This is a genomic window from Streptomyces sp. NPDC053493, from assembly GCF_044544825.1.
Classification (GTDB): domain Bacteria; phylum Actinomycetota; class Actinomycetes; order Streptomycetales; family Streptomycetaceae; genus Streptomyces.
In genome coordinates this window covers 505,287-522,404 of sequence record NZ_JBITXS010000001.1, presented here as the reverse complement: position 1 = coordinate 522,404, position 17,118 = coordinate 505,287, and the positions used below count along the sequence as shown (strand labels likewise).

General features: G+C 71.8%; 17 protein-coding genes. 8 read left to right on the top strand and 9 right to left on the bottom strand.

The annotated features are described in order from the left end of the window. Positions 1-48: 48 nt before the first annotated feature. Genes ACIGO8_RS02255 through ACIGO8_RS02245 form a run of 3 tightly spaced genes read left to right on the top strand, consistent with a single transcriptional unit; the run spans position 49 to position 3,417 of the window. The gene (locus ACIGO8_RS02255) at positions 49-1,041 is read left to right on the top strand and encodes a carbohydrate ABC transporter permease (RefSeq protein ID WP_399722873.1); all 993 of its coding nucleotides are present in this window, start codon (positions 49-51) and stop codon (positions 1,039-1,041) included. Next, positions 1,038-1,886: a carbohydrate ABC transporter permease gene (locus ACIGO8_RS02250; RefSeq protein WP_399722872.1), complete on the top strand. Its 849-nt coding sequence runs from the start codon at positions 1,038-1,040 to the stop codon at positions 1,884-1,886. Before ACIGO8_RS02255 ends, ACIGO8_RS02250 begins: the two co-directional genes overlap by 4 nt. 10 nt (positions 1,887-1,896) lie before the next feature. After that, positions 1,897-3,417, top strand: a complete 1,521-nt coding sequence (locus ACIGO8_RS02245; protein ID WP_399722871.1) for a glycoside hydrolase family 3 protein — start codon at positions 1,897-1,899, stop codon at positions 3,415-3,417. A gap of 94 nt (positions 3,418-3,511) precedes the next feature. On the opposite strand, the gene nagB is transcribed toward ACIGO8_RS02245, so the two are convergent. Then, positions 3,512-4,297 (bottom strand): glucosamine-6-phosphate deaminase, encoded by a 786-nt coding sequence (nagB, locus tag ACIGO8_RS02240; protein ID WP_399722869.1) that lies wholly within the window; start codon positions 4,295-4,297, stop codon positions 3,512-3,514. Positions 4,298-4,513: 216 nt separating this feature from the next. After that, positions 4,514-5,275 (bottom strand): SDR family oxidoreductase, encoded by a 762-nt coding sequence (locus ACIGO8_RS02235; RefSeq protein ID WP_399722867.1) that lies wholly within the window; start codon positions 5,273-5,275, stop codon positions 4,514-4,516. Positions 5,276-5,360: 85 nt separating this feature from the next. Between ACIGO8_RS02235 and ACIGO8_RS02230 the strand changes: the two genes are divergently transcribed. Further along, on the top strand, positions 5,361-5,966 hold the full coding sequence (locus tag ACIGO8_RS02230; RefSeq protein ID WP_399722865.1) for a TetR/AcrR family transcriptional regulator: 606 nt from the start codon (positions 5,361-5,363) through the stop codon (positions 5,964-5,966). A 329-nt stretch (positions 5,967-6,295) separates the two neighbouring features. Then, positions 6,296-7,762, top strand: a complete 1,467-nt coding sequence (locus tag ACIGO8_RS02225) for a sensor histidine kinase (protein ID WP_399724258.1) — start codon at positions 6,296-6,298, stop codon at positions 7,760-7,762. Positions 7,763-7,957: 195 nt separating this feature from the next. Here the strand turns inward: ACIGO8_RS02225 and ACIGO8_RS02220 are convergent, their stop codons facing one another. Both ACIGO8_RS02220 and ACIGO8_RS02215 read right to left on the bottom strand, forming a co-directional pair. Then, positions 7,958-8,215, bottom strand: coding sequence for a WhiB family transcriptional regulator (locus tag ACIGO8_RS02220; RefSeq protein ID WP_003953983.1), 258 nt, complete (start codon positions 8,213-8,215; stop codon positions 7,958-7,960). Between the two features lie 319 nt (positions 8,216-8,534). Continuing rightward, positions 8,535-9,503: a diacylglycerol/lipid kinase family protein gene (locus tag ACIGO8_RS02215; RefSeq protein WP_399722864.1), complete on the bottom strand. Its 969-nt coding sequence runs from the start codon at positions 9,501-9,503 to the stop codon at positions 8,535-8,537. Positions 9,504-9,711: 208 nt separating this feature from the next. On the opposite strand from ACIGO8_RS02215, the gene ACIGO8_RS02210 reads away from it, so the two are divergent. Further along, a complete protein-coding gene (locus ACIGO8_RS02210; protein WP_399722862.1) occupies positions 9,712-10,167 on the top strand; it encodes a hypothetical protein in 456 nt (151 codons plus the stop codon). Positions 10,168-10,188: 21 nt separating this feature from the next. On the opposite strand, the gene ACIGO8_RS02205 is transcribed toward ACIGO8_RS02210, so the two are convergent. From ACIGO8_RS02205 to ACIGO8_RS02195, 3 genes are all read right to left on the bottom strand, one after another. Next, a complete protein-coding gene (locus tag ACIGO8_RS02205) occupies positions 10,189-11,196 on the bottom strand; it encodes an RNA polymerase sigma factor SigF (RefSeq protein WP_399722860.1) in 1,008 nt (335 codons plus the stop codon). After that, a complete protein-coding gene (locus tag ACIGO8_RS02200; protein WP_399722859.1) occupies positions 11,193-11,606 on the bottom strand; it encodes an anti-sigma regulatory factor in 414 nt (137 codons plus the stop codon). The genes ACIGO8_RS02205 and ACIGO8_RS02200 overlap by 4 nt, the downstream gene beginning before the upstream one ends. 193 nt (positions 11,607-11,799) lie before the next feature. Continuing rightward, complete coding sequence (locus tag ACIGO8_RS02195) at positions 11,800-12,060, bottom strand: UBP-type zinc finger domain-containing protein (RefSeq protein ID WP_399722857.1); 261 nt, start codon at positions 12,058-12,060, stop codon at positions 11,800-11,802. A gap of 54 nt (positions 12,061-12,114) precedes the next feature. Between ACIGO8_RS02195 and ACIGO8_RS02190 the strand changes: the two genes are divergently transcribed. Further along, positions 12,115-13,710: a Na+/H+ antiporter gene (locus ACIGO8_RS02190; RefSeq protein ID WP_399722855.1), complete on the top strand. Its 1,596-nt coding sequence runs from the start codon at positions 12,115-12,117 to the stop codon at positions 13,708-13,710. On the opposite strand, the gene ACIGO8_RS02185 is transcribed toward ACIGO8_RS02190, so the two are convergent. Then, on the bottom strand, positions 13,707-14,768 hold the full coding sequence (locus ACIGO8_RS02185) for a 1-aminocyclopropane-1-carboxylate deaminase/D-cysteine desulfhydrase (protein WP_399722853.1): 1,062 nt from the start codon (positions 14,766-14,768) through the stop codon (positions 13,707-13,709). The two genes, ACIGO8_RS02190 and ACIGO8_RS02185, sit on opposite strands and share 4 nt — an antisense overlap. A 33-nt stretch (positions 14,769-14,801) precedes the next feature. Further along, positions 14,802-15,392, bottom strand: a complete 591-nt coding sequence (locus ACIGO8_RS02180) for an N-acetylmuramoyl-L-alanine amidase (protein ID WP_399722851.1) — start codon at positions 15,390-15,392, stop codon at positions 14,802-14,804. 253 nt (positions 15,393-15,645) lie between these two features. Here ACIGO8_RS02180 and ACIGO8_RS02175 point away from each other — a divergent pair, with 253 nt between their 5' ends. Then, positions 15,646-17,061: a family 2B encapsulin nanocompartment shell protein gene (locus ACIGO8_RS02175; RefSeq protein WP_399722849.1), complete on the top strand. Its 1,416-nt coding sequence runs from the start codon at positions 15,646-15,648 to the stop codon at positions 17,059-17,061. Positions 17,062-17,118: the final 57 nt, after the last annotated feature.

Genomic DNA, 17,118 nt, shown 5'->3' with positions numbered 1-17,118 from the left:
CGGGGCCCTGCGGCCCGTACCACGAGAGGGACCGCTGAGGAGCACGGGATGAGTGCCGCTGAGACAACCACCGCGAAGGTGCCGCCGGTGCGGCAATCGCCACCCTCCGGCTCCGGAGCCGGCCCGACCGCCCGCCCGGCCGGGAAGCCCAGGGCCAAGACCGGCACCCCATGGCTGCTCCTGGCGCCGTGCCTGATCGTCCTGCTCCTCGTCCTCGGCTATCCGCTGATACGCCTGGTCACCCTCTCCTTCCAGAAGTTCGGCCAGCCGCAGCTGTGGGGCTTCCAGGAACCCGAGTCGGCCGGCTTCGACAACTTCACCGCGATCCTCGGCGACGGCGAGTTCTGGACCGTCGTGCTGCGCACCGTGCTCTTCGCGGCCGGCGCGGTGATCGTCACCATGGTCCTCGGCATGGCGATCGCCCTGCTCCTCCAGCGCGTCTCGGGCTGGGTCAAGATGCTGATCAACATCGTGCTCGTGGCGAGCTGGGGCATGCCGATCATCGTCGCCACCGCCATCTTCAAATGGCTCTTCGACGCCGACTACGGCGTGCTCAACTGGCTGCTCAGCCGGCTGCCCGGAGTCGACATGATCGGCCACAACTGGTTCGCCAGCGGCCCGCAGGGCCTGGCCGTGATCATGCTCCTGGTGGTCTGGGGCGCCGTGCCCTTCGTCGTGATCACGCTGAGCGCCGGACTCACCCAGGTGCCCAAGGAACTCGAAGAGGCCGCCCGCCTCGACGGCGCCGGCGCCGGGGGCGTCTTCCGCTACGTCACCCTGCCCATCCTCAAGCCCGTCATCGTCATGCTGACGACGCTGTCGGTCATCTGGGACATGGGCGTCTTCCCGCAGGTCTACGTGATGCGCAACGGCCACCCGGAGGCCGAGTTCCAGCTGCTCACCACGTACTCCTTCGACAAGGCCTTCGTCGTCAACGACTACGGCACCGGCTCCGCGATCGCGCTCGTCTCGGTCCTGCTGCTGCTCGGCGTCGTGGCGGTCTACATGCGCCAGATGCTCAAGATCGGAGATGTCGAGTGAGCACCGCCACCCAGGCCCCGCGCAGGCCGCGCAAGTCGAAGCTCGGCTGGAACCTGCTCGGCCTGCTCGTCTTCGTCACCGCCGGCTTCCCGGTCTACTGGATGATCAACACGGCCTTCAAGCCGGCCAAGGACGCGATCGACCCGGACCCGCACTTCTTCCCGTCCACCTTCACGCTGGAGAACTTCCGGCGCGCGCTGGACATCGCGGACTTCTGGGGCCCGGTCACCCGCAGCCTCGTCGTCTCCACCGTGGTGGTCGTCATCGGCATCGCGGTCGGCCTGCTCGCCGCGCTCGCCATCTCGCGCTTCGCCTTCCGCGGCCGCAAGATCGTCATCGTCGGCATCCTCACCGTCCAGATGATCCCGCTGGTCGCCATGATCATCCCGGTCTTCCTGCTGCTCAACGACCTCGGGCAGTACGACAAGCTCAGCGGCCTCGTCATCACCTACCTGACCTTCATCCTGCCCTTCACGGTGTGGACGCTGCGCGGATTCATCGTCAACATCCCCAAGGAGCTCGAGGAGGCCGCCCAGGTCGACGGCTGCACTCCCACCGGCGCCTTCCTGCGGGTCGTCTTCCCGCTGCTCGCGCCCGGCATGGTCGCCACCTCGGTCTACGGCTTCATCCAGGCCTGGAACGAATACCTCTACGCGCTGATGCTGATGAGCCAGCAGAACCAGACCGCGACCGTCTGGCTGTCCAACTTCATCACCAAGAACGGCACCGAGTACGCCCCGATGATGGCCGGCTCGACCATGATGGCCGTCCCCATCGTGATCCTCTTCCTCCTCGTCCAGCGCAAGATGGCCGCGGGTCTGACGGCCGGCGCAGTGAAGGGATGACGACCGCCCCATGACCACACTCGCAACCGGCACCGACACCCTGACCCGGGACGCGCTCACCGTCCTCCAGCCCGGCTTCGTCGGCACCACCGCACCCGACTGGCTGCTCCGCCGGATCGGCGAGGGCCTCTCCTCGGTCGGCCTCTTCGGCCGGAACATCGCCGCTCCCGAGCAGCTCGCCGCCCTCACCGCCCGGCTGCGCGCCGAACGCGACGACGTCCTGGTCGCGATCGACGAGGAGGGCGGCGACGTCACCCGCCTGGAGGTCAAGGAGGGCTCCTCCTTCCCCGGCAACTACGCCCTCGGCACCGTCGACGACGTCGAGCTCACCCGGGCCGTCGCCCGCGAGCTGGGCCGCCGGCTCGCCGCGTGCGGCGTCGACCTCAACTGGGCCCCGTCCGCCGACGTCAACTCCAACGCCGCCAACCCGGTCATCGGCGTCCGCTCCTTCGGCGCCGACCCCGACCTGGTCGCCCGGCACACCGTGGCCTACGTCGACGGCCTCCAGGCCGTGGGCGTCGCCGCGTGCACCAAGCACTTCCCCGGACACGGCGACACCAACGTCGACTCGCACCACGCCCTGCCCCGGATCGATGTGGACCTCGCCACACTGCACGCCCGTGAGCTGGCACCTTTCCGCGCCGCGATCGCCGCGGGTACCAAAGCCGTCATGAGCGCGCATATATTGCTCTCCGCGCTCGACCCCGACCGCCCGGCCACCCTGAGCCCGCAGATCCTCACCGGTCTGCTGCGCCAGGACCTGGGCTTCGAGGGCCTGATCGTCACCGACGGCATGGAGATGCAGGCCATCTCGGCGACGTACGGCATCGAGCGCGGATCCGTCCTCGCGATCGCCGCGGGCGCCGACGCCATCTGCGTCGGCGGCGGGCTGGCCGACGAGGACACCGTACTGCGGCTGCGCGACGCGCTCGTGACGGCGGTACGGACCGGTGAACTGCCCGAGGAGCGGCTGGCCGACGCCGCGGCGCGCGTGCGCGCCCTGGCGGCCTGGACCCAGGCGCACCGGGTCAGGGGGGCTGTATCGGGGCCGGGCGCGGCACAACAGGAGGGGACCGCGCCCGGCACCGACGTCGGACTCGTCGCGGCCCGCCGGGCCCTGAAGGTGACGCCCGGAACGCGGCCCTACGAGCCGATCACCGCCGCGCCCTACGTCGCCTCCTTCACCCCGGTCGCCAACTTCGCCGTCGGCGACGAGACGCCCTGGGGCATCGCCGCCGAACTTCAGCGGCTCCTCCCCGGCACCACCACCGGCTCCTACGGGACCGACGCCTCGGCGGACGCCGTCCTCGCGGCGGCGGGGGAGCGGCGCGTGGTCGCGGTCGTCCGCGACGCCCACCGCCACCCGTGGATGTCCGGGACCCTGGACGCCCTCCTCGCCGCCCGTCCCGACACCGTGGTGGTGGAGATGGGCCTGAACGAGTCGGAGCCCCGCGGCGCCCTGCACATCGCCACCCACGGCGCCGCCCGGGTCTGCGGCCGCGCCGCCGCCGAGGTCATCGCGGGCCGCTGACCCGCCCGCCCGCGACACCTCGCCCACGACGAAGGGGCCCGGCACCTGGACCAGGTGCCGGGCCCCTTCGCGCACCGGCTGTGCGCGCGAGGTCCTAGATGCCCTGCCAGGACGGCTTGTTCGCGAAGGTGTGACGGAAGTAGTCGGCGAGCTTCAGCTTGGAGGCGGCGGCCTCGTCCACGACCACGGTCGCGTGCGGGTGCAGCTGGAGCGCGGAGGCCGGCACGAGCGCGGCGACCGGGCCCTCGACCGTCTGCGCCACGGCCTCGGCCTTGCCCTCGCCGGTGGCGAGCAGCACCAGGTGACGGGCCTCCAGGATGGTGCCGATGCCCTGGGTGATGACGTGGTGCGGCACCTGGTCGATGTCGTCGTCGAAGAAGCGCGCGTTGTCGACGCGGGTCTGCTCGGTGAGCGTCTTGATCCGGGTGCGGGAGGCCAGCGAGGAGCAGGGCTCGTTGAAGCCGATGTGCCCGTCGGTGCCGATGCCCAGGATCTGCAGGTCCACCCCGCCGGCCTCGGCGAGCGCCTTGTCGTAGGCCTCGCAGGCCGCCTGGACGTCCTCGGCGGAGCCGTCGGGACCCATGAAGGCGTCCTGGGACAGCCCGAGCGGCTCGACGACCTGCCGCAGCACCGTCGAACGGTACGACTCCGGGTGCCCGGCGGGCAGGCCCACGTACTCGTCGAGCTGGGCCACGCGGGCGCGGGAGGCGTCGACGGTGCCGGCCTGGACCTGGGCGATCAGGGCGTCGTAGATGGGCAGCGGGGTCGATCCGGTGGCCACGCCCAGCAGCGCGTCGGGCTTGCGGCGCAGGAGGCCGGCGATGCCGTCCGCGATCAGCTCGCCGCCCGCCTTGGCGTCCTTGACGATGACAACTTCCACGCTGTGCCTGCCGATCTGGTGAGGGGCTTCTGAGCAGCCGGGTGGTATAGACCAATCTAGCCCCAAATTTAGCAGAGCGCAGGCCGTCCGCCCATGCCGTTCCGCCCCGTGGACGCGGCTGATCCCATCGTCAGTCGCCCCTGTCCCACCGGCCACTCGGACCCCACGCCACCGGACCGGAGGCCCCGATCCGACGGGTGCCCCGAAGCCTCCGCGTCAGGCCAGCGAACCTCCCGTCGCGTCGATCCACTGCCCGGTCACCCAGCGCCCGTCGTCGGAGGCGAGGAACGCCACCACGGCGGCTATGTCCTGCGGAGTGCCGACCCGGCCCAGTGCCGAATACGCCGCCGCCTGCGCCCGCGCCTCCGGGTCGTCCCGCAGCCATGCCGCGTTCATGTCGGTGTCGATGATCCCCGGGGCCACCGCGTTCACCGTGATCCCGCGCGGGCCCAGCACCTTCGACAGATAGCGGGTGAAGATGTCGAGCGCGCTCTTCGTCATCGCGTACGCCATCAGGTCCGGCATCATCGCCGCGTGCGAGAGGCCGGTCGACACGTTCACGATCCGGCCGCCGTCCCGCAGCCGCTCCGCGCCCAGCTGCGCCAGGAAGAACGGCGCCTTCGTGTTGACCGCGAAGACCCGGTCGTACTCCTCCTCGCCGATCGCCTCGAAGGAGCTCGAGACGCCGATCCCCGCGTTGTTCACCAGGATGTCCAGGCCGCGGTCCTCGCCGACGGCCGCGTCGAAGGCTGCCCACAGCGCCGCCGCGTCGCCCGGCACGCCCAGCTCCTGCCCGATCGCGAAGGCCTCGCCGCCGGCCGCGGCGATCGCCTCGACCGTCTCCTTCGCGGCCGCCTCGTTGCTCCCGTAATGCACGGCGACCCGCGCACCCTCGCGGCCCAGCCGCTCGGCGATGCCTCGTCCGATGCCCCGGCTCGCGCCCGTGACCAGCGCCGTCTTCCCCTCGAGCACGCCCATGCGGACGCCCCCCCTCACTTCCGTAGCGGTCGTTACAGAAAGAACCGTACCCCACCTTCCGTAGCGACCGCTATAGAATTTCCCCATGACGACCAAGCAGCGCGGCCGCCCCCGCTCCTTCGACCGCCCGACGGCGCTGGAGCAGGCGACGATGGCCTTCTGGGAGCACGGGTACGAGTCGACCTCCGTCTCCGACCTGACCCGCCTCATGGGCATCAGCGCACCGAGCCTCTACGCGGCCTTCGGCGACAAGAAGACGCTGTTCGAGGAGGTCGTCGAGGCGTACGTCGAGTCGTACGGCGCTTTCGGCCGTCGCGCCCTCGCGCAGGAGCCGACCGCCCGCGCCGCCGTCGGCCGGATGCTGCGCGAGGCCGCGGTGGAGTACACCGACCCGGCCCACCCGCGCGGCTGCCTGGTGATCTCCGCGGCCGCCAACTGCTCCACCACCGAGGTCGAGGAGGCCCTGCGGGCGCGCCGGCGGTCCAATCTCGCCGTCTTCGAGGAGCGCATCCGCCGGGACGTCGACTCCGGCGTCCTGCCGGCCGGCACCGACCCGGAGGCCCTCGCCCGCTTCAGCGGCGCCGTTTTGCAGGGCATGTCCCAGCAGGCCCGGGACGGCGCGACGAGGGAGCAGCTGGCGGCGGTGGCGGAGGCGGCGATGCGGGCCTGGCCCGCCGAGACGGACACCTGAGCGGCCCCCGGAAACACCCGCGGGCCGCGGCGCCTGACGGGACCCTCAACCCGTCCGGCACCGCAGCCCGGAGTTGCCCGGCCGGGGGTGTGCGGTCCCTCGGCCGTGTGGGAGGTCTCGGCGCAGTCAGGGCAGAGAGCGCCGGGTACCTCGTCCGTCCTCCTGTGCGGGGAGGACGGAGGCTCGTGAAATGCATTGTGGACTAGACCATTCTTGTCTGTCCATCCATGCGCACACGGTCGTCACGGGCCCATCCTCCAACACGGAGGCCCGGAGATCCAGGTTCACCGCCCCGTAATTCCACGGGTACGCTCGCACACGTGCCCTCCATGAACGACCTCGTACGCCAGCACACCGCTCTGAGCGAGTCCGATCTCGACTGGCTCCACATGCTGGTCTCCGAGTGGCAGCTGCTCTCCGACCTCTCCTTCGCGGACCTCGTCCTGTGGGTCCCGACCCTGGACGGCACCCGCTACGTCTCCGTGGCCCAGATGCGGCCGAACACCGGCCCCACCTCCTACCAGGACGACATGGTCGGCCACCTGGTCCCGCGCGGCCGCCGCCCGCTGCTCGACGCCGCCCTCGACGAGGGCCGGATCGTACGCGAGGGCGACCCCGAGTGGCGCGAGGAGGTCCCGGTCCGGGTCGAGTCGATCCCCGTACGCCGCGAGGGCCGCGTCCTCGGCGTCATCGCCCGCAACACCAACCTGCTCACCGTCCGGACGCCGTCCCGCCTGGAGCTCACCTACCTCCAGTCCGCGTCCGACCTGGCCCAGATGATCGCCGCCGGCTCCTTCCCCTTCCCCGGCGAGCAGGTCGACATGGACTCCTCGCCGCGGGCCGGCGACGGACTGATCCGCCTCGACGCCGAGGGCGTCGTCCAGTACGCCTCGCCCAACGCGCTCTCCGCCTACCACCGGCTCGGCCTCGCCGCCGACCTGGTCGGCCAGGACCTCGGCCAGATCACCGCCGAACTCGCACCCTCCCGCGGCCCGGTGGACGAGGCCCTGGCCAAGATGGCCTCCGGCTACGCCCCGCGCGAGTTCGAGGTCGAGGGCAACGGCGGCGTCATCCAGCTGCGCGCCATCCCGCTCAAGCCCAAGGGCACCCGCATCGGTTCGCTGGTCCTGCTCCGTGACGTCACCGAACTGCGCCGCCGCGAACGCGAGTTGATCACCAAGGACGCCACCATCCGGGAGATCCACCACCGGGTGAAGAACAACCTGCAGACGGTCGCCGCCCTGCTCCGCCTCCAGGCCCGCCGGATGGACTCCGACCGGGGCCGCGAAGCACTCAACGAGGCCGTGCGGCGCGTCGGTTCGATCGCCATCGTCCACGAGACGCTGTCCCAGAACCTGGACGAGCGGGTCGAGTTCGACGAGATCGCGGACCGGGTGATCGCGATGGTCGCCGAGATCTCGCCGGGCAAGGTCACCTGTCGGCGCAACGGCCGCTTCGGCATCCTCGACGCCGAGGTCGCCACTCCGCTCTCCATGGTCCTCACCGAGGTCCTGCAGAACGCGCTGGAGCACGCCTTCGCGCCGGGAGAGCACGGCACGGTCGAGGTCACCGCCGTCCGCGGCGAGCCGCGCGCCGACGCCCGGCTGCTCATCACGGTCAAGGACGACGGCCGCGGTCTGCCGGAGGGATTCGACCCGCAGCGGGCCGGCAACCTCGGCCTCCAGATCGTACGGACGCTGGTCGAGGGCGAGTTGGGCGGCAGTTTCGACATGCAGCCCGGCGCCGAGCGCGGCACGCGCGTGGTCCTCGACATTCCCGTACAGCCGCAGAAGTAACCCGCCCCGGAAAGCCGGGAGTTCGTCTCCGCGCGCTTTCCGGCCTTCCCCGGAATTCCACAGCAGCGAGCCCCGGACCGAAGGAAATCCGGTCCGGGGCTCGAATGCTGTGGGTTACTGCGCGCGCTGCGGCTCGAAGGCGGTGATTGCGTACACGGTGTACGCGCCGCGGGGCCTCAGGCTGTTGCAGGTGGCTCAGGCGCTGGCGTTGCGCGCCCGGTTGCGGGCGGCGCGGCGCTTCATCGCGCGGCGCTCGTCCTCGCTGAGGCCACCCCAGACGCCGGAGTCCTGGCCGGACTCGAGCGCCCACTGCAGGCACTGCTCCATGACGGGGCAGCGGCGGCAGACGGCCTTGGCTTCCTCGATCTGCAGCAGCGCAGGACCGGTGTTGCCGATGGGGAAGAACAGCTCGGGGTCTTCCTCACGACAAACGGCGTTGTGACGCCAGTCCATGGCTGCTACCTCTCTCGGTGTTACGTGCGAGTTGCTTGTGAATGTGAACGCTTTCACGAATCCCCCCGCAAGGGAAGGGCCGACTGCCAGGTGAACTGGTGTGGTCCTGGTTACTTAGGAGGGGGTTCTGGCTCTCAGTGGAGGCCGGTCTTGCGGGCCGTCCCGATCGCCAAGAAGAGACTCCCAAACCCCAGAGGCGGATACAACCCCTTCTGGAAAGTTTTTTTTGATTCCTCGGTGTCGGCTCGGTCACAGCCGTACTTCTAGGGGGTGGTGGGCAGCCTAAACGTTCGAGTGGAAGGACTTTCGGTCCTTCTGGTCACACAATCACACGCAGTGCACGGCGTACGCCTGTGAACGTCACGCTCGTACGCAGTCCGAGGTGGTCTCCGTCCATCTGCAGCGGCAGCGGGACCTTCGAATGCAAGGTGAAGTCGGTCAGATCGTGCAGAGTCACCGCGTGCTTACCGTGCGGTCCGCGTTCCGGGGTCGAGGTGAGCAGCTGGGTCGCGTACCGGGCCACCGAAGGGGCCGACAGCCGGCTCAGACCGAGCACGTCGAGGGCCGTCTCGAAGGACGCCTCCGGCGACGCGTACACCGGACGACTGCCCAGGTAGGTCCACGGAGAGGTGTTGCAGATTATGGAGAGGACCAGATCCTCCACAGGATCCTCACCCGGGCGCTCCAGGGTGATCGTCCCGTGCCGCCGGTTCCGCTCGCCCAGGAACTGGCGCACCACCTGACGCAGATAGAGCGCGTGCGTCGAACGCTTGCCCCGCTCGCGCTGCTGTTCGACCCGGCCGATCACACTCGCGTCGAAACCGAACCCGGCGCAGAAGGTGAACCAGCGCTCCGGCACCGCCTCGTCCTCCGTGCCCGGCGTCCCCGACGCCAGACCCAGGCTCACCGTCCGGGCCCGCCGCTCACGCAGCGCGTCCAGCAGCGCGCCGGTCGCCTCCACGGCGTCGTTCGGCAGCCCCAGCGCCCGCGCGAAGACATTGGTCGAGCCGCCCGGCACCACCGCGAGCCCCGGCAGCCGGTCCGGATCGGGCCCCGCGTGCAGCAGCCCGTTGACCACCTCGTTGACCGTGCCGTCGCCGCCGAGCGCCACCACCAGATCGACGTCGTCCGAGTCGGCGGCCCTGCGCCCCAGGTCACGGGCATGGCCCCGGTACTCGGTCGTCACCGCCTCCAGCTTCATCTCGCTGGCGAGCGCGTGGATCAGCACGTCCCGTGTGCGGGCACTGGTGGTGGTTGCTGCCGGATTGACCACGAGAAGCGCGCGCATGCTCGCCAGCGTACCTACCCGGCGGTACCGGACGCAGTCCCGGTCCAGCTGGCGGGCACCTCCGCCGGACGCCTTCGCCCGGGACCGTGGCCGACGCCGTGCCTGCACCCGGGACCGGGCCGACGCCGTAGCCCGGCCCTGCCGTGCCGTGCCTTCGCCCACACCTCCGGCCCGTCGGTTCCGGCCGGGCCCCCGCTACCCTTCCTGCATGAGCAGTGCGAGCAGTGCCGACACCAGCAGGACGCAGCAGGCTACGGAGCCGGGCACCCGGCCCGGGCGGCTCACCGCCGCCGCGGCGGTGGCCGCGGTCGAGGGCCTCGCCCTCGTCGCCGGCGGCCTCTACCTCCTGGTGACCAGCCTCGTCGACCGGTCCGGCGACCTCACCTCGGCCCTCATGGGCGGCGTCACCCTGATCGCCCTCGGCCTCATCCCGCTCGCCGCCGCCCGCGGCCTGTGGCTGCGCCGGTCCTGGAGCCGCGGCCCGGCCGTCATCACCCAGATCCTGGCACTGCCCGTCGCCTGGCAGCTCCTCCAGGCGAACAGCGTCATGATCCCGGCCGGCATCGCGCTCGCCGTCCTGGCCGTGGCCGGCCTGGTCCTCCTGGTGAGCCCGGCCACGACCGAGGCGCTCGGCATCAAGCGCCCCGGCCAGGACACGCCGTAACGGCGCTTCCTCCTCCTCGTCCTACTCCTCGACGAGCAGCTTGTCCCGCAGCTGCGCCAGCGTGCGCGCGAGCAGCCGGGACACGTGCATCTGCGAGATGCCGACCTCCTGCGCGATCTGCGACTGGGTCATGTTCCCGAAGAAGCGAAGCAGCAGGATCCGCTTCTCCCGCGGCGGCAGGTCCTCCAGGAGCGGCTTGAGCGACTCCCGGTACTCGACGCCCTCCAGGGCCTCGTCCTCCGCGCCCAGCGTGTCCGCCACCGCCGGCGACTCGTCGTCCGTGTCCGGCACGTCCAGGGAGAGCGTCGAGTAGGCGTTCGCCGACTCCAGACCCTCCAGGACCTCCTCCTCCGAGATCCCGAGCCGTTCCGCCAGCTCGTGCACCGTCGGCGAGCGCCCGTGCTGCTGCGACAGCTCCGCCGTCGCCGTCGTCAGCGAGAGCCGCAGTTCCTGGAGACGCCGGGGAACCCGGACCGCCCAGCCCTTGTCCCGGAAGTGGCGCTTGATCTCGCCGACCACCGTCGGAGTCGCGTACGTGGAGAACTCCACGCCGCGGTCCGGGTCGAACCGGTCCACCGACTTGATCAGGCCGATCGTCGCCACCTGCGTCAGGTCGTCCAGCGGCTCGCCGCGGTTCCGGAAGCGCCGGGCCAGGTGCTCCACCAGCGGCAGGTGCATCCGCACGAGGCGGTCGCGCAGCGCCGCCTTCTCCGGCGAACCTTCCGGAAGGCCGCGCAGCTCGATGAAGAGCGCCCGCGCCCCGGTGCGGTCGTGCGGGTCGGGCACGGCGGGCTCCCCGGCCGCGTCAGGGACCTCTTCGTGCTGCTCGTGCTCGCTCATCTGGTCCGCCTGCTCCGTAGCGACCTCGACCTCGACTCCTCCGGCCTCCGCACCCGTGGCCTCGGCACCCGCACCCGCGGCCTTCGCGCCAGCGCCCGCGGCCTCGGCACCCGCGGCCTCGGCACCCGCGGCCGTCCGCGGCAGGGCCTGCTGCTCAGGGATGCCGGCCGTCGCGTCCCCGCTCCTCACGCCGGGCCTGGCCCCGCGCCGCGCTGTTTGTACAGGCTGATGGAGACCGTCTTGTCGTCGGCCACGGAGGACTCCACCTTCCCGGCGAGGGCCGAGAGCACCGTCCACGCGAACGTGTCCCGCTCCGGCGCCCGGCCGTCCGTCGTCGGAGCCGACACCGTGACGTCGAGCGAGTCCTCCACCAGCCGGAACACACAGCTCAGCACCGACCCCGGCACCGCCTGCTGGAGCAGGATCGCGCACGCCTCGTCGACGGCGATCCGCAGGTCCTCGATCTCGTCGAGGGTGAAGTCCAAGCGCGCCGCGAGGCCGGCCGTGGCCGTACGCAGCACGGACAGGTAGGCACCCGCAGCGGGCAGCCGGACTTCCACGAAGTCCTGGGTCCCGGGCTCGCCTGCGATCTGGGACACCCTCACCTCCAAGGTGGCACAAGCTCTTTCGGGGTCCGGGGAGGAAGCCCCCCGAACCAGGCGGTACGCAGTCGGTTGCGCAGTCCGCCGAGACGCTATCGCGATCCGTCCCCCCGTGTCGCCGGGGGCCTGAGGACCGGACCCCCTGCCCGGCGGCCGCGGAGAACCCGCGGAGGGGTGACGTACCCAGCCGTCAGACGATCGAACCGTCCACGAAGCACCAGCGCCAGCGCTCGTTCGGTTCGAAGGTCCGCATCACCGGGTGCCCGGTGGCCGTGAAGTGCGCCGTCGCGTGCCGCCCCGCCGAGGAGTCGCAGCACCCGACGTGGCCGCAGCTCAGGCAGAGCCGCAGCTGGACCGGGTGCGTGCCGTCGGCCAGGCATTCCGGACAGGTGTCGTGCAGCGGCGCCGGTTCGGGGCGCGGCATTTCGGCAACGTGCGGGCACTCGCTCATGATGGCCAGATTACGTGGTGGCGCGAGAGACGAGACACGAGGCGGGGACCCGGAATGGACGCATTGCAGCTGGTGGCACTGGTCGCGGTGAGCGCCGCGGTGGCGGGCTTCGCCCGCAGGACGCCGGTGCCGGCGCCGCTGCTCCTCGTCGCCGTCGGCCTCGCCGCCGCCTATGTGCCTGGAGTGCCCGACTACACCCTCGACCCGCACATCGTGCTGCCGCTGATCCTGCCGCCGCTGCTGTACACGGCCGCCGTCGACTCCTCGTACCTCGACCTGCGCGCCAACATCCGGCCCGTCGCCCTGCTCTCCGTCGGTTACGTGCTCTTCGCGACCGTCGCGGTCGGCTGGCTCGCCTACGTGCTGGTGCCCGACCTGCCGCTGACCGCCGCCCTCGTGCTCGGCGCCGTCGTCGCCCCGCCGGACGCGGTGGCCGCCACCGCCATCGCCCGCCGGCTCGGCCTGCCGAACCGGATCACCACGATCCTCCAGGGCGAGTCCCTGGTGAACGACGCCACCGCCATCACCGCGTACAAGGTCGCGCTCGCCGCCGCCGTGGGCGAGGCCGTCAGCTGGGCCGGCGGGCTGTGGGACTTCGCGCTGGCCGCGGTCGGCGGCATCGGCGTCGGCCTGGTCCTCATGGTGCCCATCCACTGGCTGCGCACCCATCTGCACGAGGCGCTGCTGCAGAACACCCTCTCGCTGCTCATCCCGTTCATCGCGTACGCCGCCGCCGAGGAGGTGCATGCCTCCGGCGTGCTCGCGGTCGTCGTGGTCGGCCTCTTCCTCGGGCACAAGGCGTGGAAGGTCGACTTCGCCACCCGTCTCCAGGAGGAGGCCGTCTGGAAGATGGTCGCCTTCGTCCTGGAGTCCTCGGTCTTCGCGCTGATCGGCCTCCAGCTGCCGTTCGTGGTCCGCGGCCTCGGCCCGTACGGGATGGGAGAGGCCGCCTGGTATGCGGCCGGGGTCTTCCTCGCGGTGGTCGTCGTGCGCTTCGTCTGGGTCTACCCGGCCACCTTCCTGCCCCGCTGGATGTCCGCCGGCATCCGCGAGCGCGAGCCGGAGGTGGACTGGCGGGCGCCGCTGGTCGTCGGCTGGGCCGGCATGCGCGGCGTCGTCTCGCTCGCCATCGCCTTCTCCATCCCCGTCGTCACCGACGGGGACGCCTTCCCGGCCCGCAACCTGGTCCTCTTCCTCACCTTCACCACCGTCATCGGCACCCTCGTCGTCCAGGGCCTCACCCTGCCGCCGCTCATCCGGGCCCTGAAGCTGCCCGGCCGCGACCGCTATCAGGAGACGCTCGCCGAGGCGCAGGCCCAGAGCGAGGCGTCCCGGGCCGCCGAGGAACGGCTCGACGTGCTCCTCGCCGACGAGCGCAACGCCCTGCCCGGGCCGCTCGCCGACCGGCTCCGCACGGTCATGGAACGCCGCCGCAACGCCGTCTGGGAGCGGCTCGGCGCCGTCAACGAGCTCACCGGCGAGACGGCCGACGACACCTACCGGCGGCTCGCCCGCGAGATGATCGACGCCGAGCGCGAGGTCTTCGTACGGCTGCGCGACACCCGCCGCATCGACGACGAGATGATGCGCTCGCTGCTGCGCCGGCTCGACCTGGAGGAGGCGGCGGCCTACCGGGAGGAGTCCGGCTAGACGGGCCGGTCCGCCCGCCCCGCCCTGTCCACCTGGACCGCACGGTCCGCCTGCCCCGCCCGCTCCATCCGCTCCGGCCGCTCCGGCCGGTCCGCACGGTCTGCCAGCTCCGGCCGGTCCGCCGGGGCGGGCTCGTCCGGCCGGGGCTCCGGGGCGCCCGTCACCACCGCGGCGATCCGCGTCCCGGGAGCGAAGGCGCCCTCCTCGGCGAGGGTCACGACGGCGTGCAGCATTTTGGCGACATACAACCGCTCGATGGCGAGTCCATGCCGCGACCCGTGCCGCGCCTCGAAATCGCGTGCGAAGGCGTCGAGCTCCGGGGTCGTACGGGCGTAGCCGCCGCCGTGGAAGCGCTCGTCGAGCCACCATTCGCCGCGCGGGCCGCCGAACGCGGCCTCCTGCAGGTCCCGCACCTCGGCGCCGAGGAAGCCGCCCTTGAGGACCGGGACGCCCAGGACCCGGCCCGGGAAGCCGGCCGCGAGACCGGCCAGCGTGCCGCCGGTGCCGCAGGCGACGGCGACGACGTCCGGCGGCTCCGTGGCGGCCGCCAGCTCGCGGCCGAGCTCCACGCAGCCCCGGACGGCGAGCGCGTTGCTGCCGCCCTCGGGCACGACGTAGGTGTCCTCGGGCGCGCCGGCGAGGGCCAGGAGCCTGGCGAGGGTGGCGGGCTCGTGCTTCGCGCGGTAGGTGGCGCGGTCGGCGAAGACCAGACGCATCCCGTCCGCCGCGCAGCGCGCGAGCGACGGGTTGAGCGGGCGGCCGGCCAGCTCGTCGCCGCGCACGACGCCGACGGCCGGGAAGCCGAGGAGCCGGCCGGCGGCGGCCGTGGCCCGCAGGTGGTTGGAGTACGCGCCGCCGAAGGTGAGCACCGGGCGGCCGCCGGCCGCCCGGAGGTTGAGCGCGAGCTTGCGCCATTTGTTGCCCGGAAGGTCCGGGTGGATCAGGTCGTCGCGCTTGAGCAGCAGGGTCAGACCGTGCCGGGTGAGGCGCTCGTCGTCGACCGGCAGCAGGGGCGAGGGGAGCCGGGGCCGCAGCCGGGCGGGATCGAACGCGTTCACCCCGCCATTGTCGCCGGTCGGGGCGGGGGCCCGTCAGCGCAGCACGTCGGCGATCCGGGCGCGCATCGACCCCATGGTGAAGCCGCGCGGATCGACCTTGCCCGGCTGCCACTCCAGGTGCCCGATCACCGAGCGCTGGGTCCAGCCGTGCACCCGGCACAGCGCCGCCGCGGCCTTCGCGATGGCGTCCAGCTGCACCTTGGGCCAGGGGTCCTCGCCGTCGCCGAGGTTCTCGCACTCGAAGCCGTAGAAGTGCCGGTTGCCGTCCGTGGTGGCCTCGTCGTCCCGCGGCAGGCGCTTCTCCGCGATGACCGCCCGCAGCACCTCGTCGTCGCCGAGGCCGGCGTGGTTGGCCCGGCCGTAGCCGACCAGGTGGACGGTGCCGTCCTTGGCGATCACGCCGTGGCACAGCGGCCCGGGCAGGGAGGCGTAGCCGTCCCGGCAGATGCGGACGGTGTTGCTGGTGCCCCGGGTGACGGTGTGATGGATCATCACGCCGTGGACGGGACCCCAGGGGCCCTTGTGGTTGCGGTTGTGGGTGCGCCAGTCGCCGACCTCGACGACCGTCAGGCCCTCGTCGCGCAGCGCGTCGAGGAAGCGGTTCGCGGACATGGGTGCGGACATGGCCGGCTCCTTCCGGGTGGGGGATCGCGGTGGTTCCGGAGTACCGGAGCGCTGTGCTCCGGTGCCATCCGTTCGGACCGTGTGCGAGCCGATCCGGACAGAACGCCGAGGCCACGCCGCCTCGTCGGGACGAAAAATCGCCCGTCCTGCCCCGCAGGCGGACCGACGACACCCACTCTTTTGTGTAATGGCGCGGACACGCTCCGTGCTGAAAGGCTTCTCTCGCAGGTTTGTCGTATCGAGAGGGAGTTCCATGTCCGTTGGTTCGGTCGGCGACGAGGTGCGCGGAGACCGCCCGGCTCCGCAGCAGAGTCTCGGCACCGCCGCCGCGCGGAACCTCGCGAGCACCACCAAGTCGGCCCCGCAGATGCAGGAGATCACCTCCCGGTGGCTGCTGCGGACGCTGCCGTGGGTGGAGGTGCGGGGCGGGACCTACCGGGTGAACCGGAGGCTCAGCTACTCCGTGGGTGACGGCCGCGTCACCTTCGTGCAGACCGGGGAGCGGGTCGCCGTGATCCCGGCGGAGCTCGGCGAGCTTCCCGCCCTGCGGGGATACGACGACGAGGACGTCCTGCGGGAGCTGGCCGACCGCTGCCGGCAGCGGGAGTACGCGGCGGGCGAGGTCATCGCCGCACGCGGCGAGCCCGCCGACCGGGTCCACCTCCTCGCCCACGGCAAGGTGGAGCGGGTCGGCCAGGGGCCGTACGGGGACGCGACCGTCCTCGGCGTGCTCGCCGACGGCGCCTACTTCGGCGAGACCGCGCTGACCGAGGCGGACGCCTCCTGGGAGTGGACCGCCCGCGCCGCCACCGCCTGCACGGTCCTGGAGCTCACCCGGGCCGACGTGCTGAGCCTGGCGGAGCGGGCCGGCGCCCTGGCCGGCCATCTCGCCGAGTTCGCCGCGCTGTCCCACGCGCGCACCAACGCCTACGGCGAGGCGGCCGTCGACCTCTCGGCCGGCCACGTCGGCGAGGCCCTGGTGCCCCACACCTTCGTGGACTACGAGGCGTCACCGCGCGAGTACGAGCTGAGCGTCGCCCAGACCGTCCTGAAGGTCCACACGCGCGTGGCCGACCTCTACAACCACCCGATGAACCAGACCGAGCACCAGCTGCGGCTCACGGTCGAGGCGCTGCGCGAGCGCCAGGAGCACGAGCTGGTCAACAACCGGGAGTTCGGCCTCCTCGCCAACTGCGACTACGGGCAGCGCCTCCAGCCCCACGACGGCGCGCCCGGCCCCGACGACCTGGACGAGCTGCTCTCCCGGTGCCGCGGAGCCAGGCTGTTCCTGGCCCATCCGCGGACCGTCGCCGCCCTCGGCCGCGAGTTCAACCGGCGCGGTCTCGTCCCGGGCTCCCTCGACGTCGACGGGACCCGGATCACGACCTGGCGCGGAGTGCCGGTCTATCCGTGCGACAAGATCCCGGTCTCCGACGCGGGCACCAGCTCGATCCTCTGCATGCGTACGGGCGAGAAGGACCAAGGTGTGATCGGCCTGCACCAGACCGGCCTCCCGGACGAGATCGAGCCCAGCCTGTCCTGCCGCTTCATGGGCATGAACGAGCAGGCGATCATCTCCTACCTGGTCACCGCCTACTACTCGGCGGCGGTTCTCGTCCCCGACGCCCTCGGCGTCCTGGAGAACGTGGAGGTCAACCGCCGGCGCTGAGCCGGCGACCGGGGACGGGGGCCTCGCCGACGGGTCCCCGCCCCCGGCCTCCCGATC

What these genes read in the sequence shown, in the direction of transcription:
- ACIGO8_RS02255 (WP_399722873.1), top strand. Translation starts at nt 49, where the DNA reads ATGAGTGCCGCTGAGACAACCACCGCGAAGGTGCCGCCGGTGCGGCAA.
- ACIGO8_RS02245 (WP_399722871.1), top strand. Translation starts at nt 1,897, where the DNA reads ATGACCACACTCGCAACCGGCACCGACACCCTGACCCGGGACGCGCTC.
- ACIGO8_RS02235 (WP_399722867.1), bottom strand. Translation starts at nt 5,275, where the DNA reads ATGGGCGTGCTCGAGGGGAAGACGGCGCTGGTCACGGGCGCGAGCCGG.
- ACIGO8_RS02230 (WP_399722865.1), top strand. Translation starts at nt 5,361, where the DNA reads ATGACGACCAAGCAGCGCGGCCGCCCCCGCTCCTTCGACCGCCCGACG.
- ACIGO8_RS02225 (WP_399724258.1), top strand. Translation starts at nt 6,296, where the DNA reads ATGAACGACCTCGTACGCCAGCACACCGCTCTGAGCGAGTCCGATCTC.
- ACIGO8_RS02220 (WP_003953983.1), bottom strand. Translation starts at nt 8,215, where the DNA reads ATGGACTGGCGTCACAACGCCGTTTGTCGTGAGGAAGACCCCGAGCTG.
- ACIGO8_RS02215 (WP_399722864.1), bottom strand. Translation starts at nt 9,503, where the DNA reads ATGCGCGCGCTTCTCGTGGTCAATCCGGCAGCAACCACCACCAGTGCC.
- ACIGO8_RS02210 (WP_399722862.1), top strand. Translation starts at nt 9,712, where the DNA reads ATGAGCAGTGCGAGCAGTGCCGACACCAGCAGGACGCAGCAGGCTACG.
- ACIGO8_RS02195 (WP_399722857.1), bottom strand. Translation starts at nt 12,060, where the DNA reads ATGAGCGAGTGCCCGCACGTTGCCGAAATGCCGCGCCCCGAACCGGCG.
- ACIGO8_RS02190 (WP_399722855.1), top strand. Translation starts at nt 12,115, where the DNA reads ATGGACGCATTGCAGCTGGTGGCACTGGTCGCGGTGAGCGCCGCGGTG.
- ACIGO8_RS02180 (WP_399722851.1), bottom strand. Translation starts at nt 15,392, where the DNA reads ATGTCCGCACCCATGTCCGCGAACCGCTTCCTCGACGCGCTGCGCGAC.
- ACIGO8_RS02175 (WP_399722849.1), top strand. Translation starts at nt 15,646, where the DNA reads ATGTCCGTTGGTTCGGTCGGCGACGAGGTGCGCGGAGACCGCCCGGCT.